General features: G+C 64.4%; 2 protein-coding genes. One reads left to right on the top strand and one right to left on the bottom strand.

The window, feature by feature from the left end:
* A partial coding sequence (locus tag M0954_RS10745) for a phosphoenolpyruvate carboxylase (protein WP_297353104.1) occupies positions 1 to 1,225 on the bottom strand: 1,225 nt, incomplete at its 3' end.
* 381 nt (positions 1,226 to 1,606) lie between these two features.
* On the opposite strand from M0954_RS10745, the gene hemC reads away from it, so the two are divergent.
* A complete protein-coding gene (gene hemC, locus M0954_RS10740) occupies positions 1,607 to 2,590 on the top strand; it encodes a hydroxymethylbilane synthase (protein WP_123384568.1) in 984 nt (327 codons plus the stop codon).
* Positions 2,591 to 2,729: the final 139 nt, after the last annotated feature.

Genomic DNA, 2,729 nt, shown 5'->3' with positions numbered 1-2,729 from the left:
TCGACAGCTCGGCGCCGAGCTTGTGCACCTGTTCCAGGTAATGTTCAAAGATCACCGCTGCCTGACGCGTGATGGCTTCCTCAAGCGTCGTAGCGGTCACATTCGGATTACCGTCTCGATCGCCGCCGATCCAGCTGCCCATCTGGAAGAACGGCGGCAGGCGGGCGTCGAGACCATGCTCGGCGAGCGCGGCTTCGATGTCGGCGTACATGGCCGGGATTTCTTCGAGGAAGGTTGCGCGGTAGTACGAGAGCGCGTTCTCGATTTCATCGGCCACCGTCAGGCGTGCGTCGCGCAGCATCCGCGTTTGCCACAGCGAGGTGACGCGGGCGCGCAGCATTGCCTCGTTGTGAGCGCGCTCGCGCTCGGTCAGCGGCTGATCGCGCTCCGCAAGCAGGTGCGCGATGTGGTGCTGCGCGTCCAGAATGCTCTTGCGCTGTACTTCAGTGGGGTGCGCGGTGAGTACCGGTACGATCAGCGCGTTGTTGAAGAACTGCTGCAACACCGGTGTGGCAGCGGCGTTGGCCTCCATCAGCCGTTCGAGCGCATAAGCGATCGTGCCTCCCTGCGAAGCCGAGCCGGCCAGCGCGTGAATCCGGTGGCGGCGGTTACGGTGACGGTCTTCCGCGATGTTCGCGAGATGCGAAAAATAGCTGAACGCCCGCACGACGCTCACGGTCTGCTCGGGGCTCAGCGAGCGCAGCTTCTTGTCGAGCGTCTGCGCGGCGCTGCTGTCGTCTTCGCGGCGAAAGCGCACTGCTGTCTGACGGATCGTCTCGACCACGTCGAACACTTCGTCGCCTTCCTGCTCACGGACGACATCGCCGAGCAGGCGTCCCAGATAGCGGATGTCCTGGAAGAGCGGCTGATCCTTGTCCTCGCGCGTGCGGCTGCTGGTTTTCGGCGCGGGCGGCACGGCAGCCTCTTTCGATATGTCGAGCAGCACCTCGGCCGCGGCTGAGGCCGTGCCATTGCTGGCTTTGCTCTTCGAGGCTTTGCCGGGCTTCACGGCACGGCCCGCGCTGGCGGTTTTACCAGCTTTCCCTGCCTTCGCGGCTTTACCCGTTTTGACGGTCTGCGCGCTCTTGGCCGAGCTTGCAGTGCTGCGTTTGGATAGAGCGCTGGACGTGGCCGGTGCGGTAGGGACAACTGCGGGCGCACCCGCAGAACCGTTGAGCGATGCAGTGTTGCGGCGGGCAGGGCGCGCCGGTCCGGAAGACGTCACGATGGGTTTCCTCAGGGAAGCCAGGGTCTATGGAGAGATGAACTGCTGTTACTTCAACTGCGCTTCAACTACGCATGAACTGCGGAATCTTCAGTACTGCGAGAGCAATGGCAAACACCGCCATCGGCAAATGGGAGAGGTAGGCCCCTCAGTGCTGTTGCGCGACGCACCGCATTGCATCATCCCGCATGATGCCGTTTAACGCGCGAACGATCGTGCGTGAACGGCGACATGCGCTATGGCTGAAGTTTGCGGTGTGCCCCAGGCGGGCCTGTCTCCTCCTACGGTGGCGCGCCAGCATAGCCATCCGGCCGATAAAGCAAGGCTGGAGCGCGTGCTAACATTGTTCGTTATAACCTCCCGTCATCCACCGACCTTGCAATGAATTCCGAGACGCATTCGGCGCCACCGCCCTCTACCCTGATCATCGCTTCGCGGGAAAGCCGCCTGGCGATGTGGCAGGCAGAGCACGTACGGTGTGCGCTGCACAAATTATATCCATCTTGCGACGTAAAAATCCTCGGGATGACGACACGTGGCGATCAAATTCTCGATCGCACCTTATCGAAGGTGGGGGGCAAGGGCCTGTTCGTGAAGGAACTGGAGAACGCGCTGGCCGATGGCCGAGCCGATCTGGCCGTTCATTCGCTCAAAGACGTGCCCATGGAGCTGCCGGCCGGCTTCGAACTGTCCACCATCATGGAGCGCGAAGACCCGCGCGATGCGTTCGTCTCGAACGCCTATGACTCGCTTGCGGCGTTGCCCGCGGGCAGCGTGGTCGGCACGTCCAGCCTGCGCCGCGAGTCGATGCTGCGTGCGCGTTATCCGCAGCTTGTCGTGCAGCCGCTGCGCGGCAACCTCGACACGCGGCTTGCGAAGCTCGACCGTGGGGACTATGCAGCGATCATTCTGGCCGCGGCGGGGCTGAAGCGCCTCGGTCTGGGCGAGCGGATTCGCGCGTTGCTCGATCCCGCGGATAGTTTGCCGGCTGCCGGGCAGGGCGCACTCGGCATTGAGATCCGCGCCGGAAGACCTGAGCTCGCTGCATGGCTCGCGCCGCTGCATCACGAGCACACCGCTGCGGCAGTCGAGGCTGAGCGGATGGTCTCGCGTGCGCTCGGCGGCAGTTGCGAAGTGCCGCTTGCGGCCTACGCTACCTGGCATGACGGTGCGCTGCATCTGCGTGGCATCGTCGCCACGCCCGATGGCCAGCGGGTGCTGAGCGCCCAGGCGTCGGCGCCGGCGCCCACTGTTGAACGCGCGCTGCAGTTGGGCCGCGAAGTGGCGAATGCGCTAGAAGGCCAGGGTGCGCTTGAAATCGTCCGTGCGCTCAGCACGGCGAGCGGTCCGGCGACTGGCACGTGATGACGGCGCAAGCAGGCGTCAACTCCTCCCCCAACTCGTCTGGCAAGACGCGGTATACGGTTGTGATCACGCGCCCCGCAGGGCAGTCGGCTGCGCTCGCGGCGCAACTGGAGGCGGCCGGCATCGCCACGCTCGACTT

The organism is Paraburkholderia sp., from assembly GCF_026225065.1.
Taxonomy (GTDB): domain Bacteria; phylum Pseudomonadota; class Gammaproteobacteria; order Burkholderiales; family Burkholderiaceae; genus Paraburkholderia.
Note: the sequence above shows the minus strand (reverse complement) of the source record. Positions and strands in the feature narration are given on the sequence as shown.

Coding starts and splice junctions, on each gene's coding strand:
- hemC (WP_123384568.1), top strand. CDS start 1,607: ATGAATTCCGAGACGCATTCGGCGCCACCGCCCTCTACCCTGATCATC.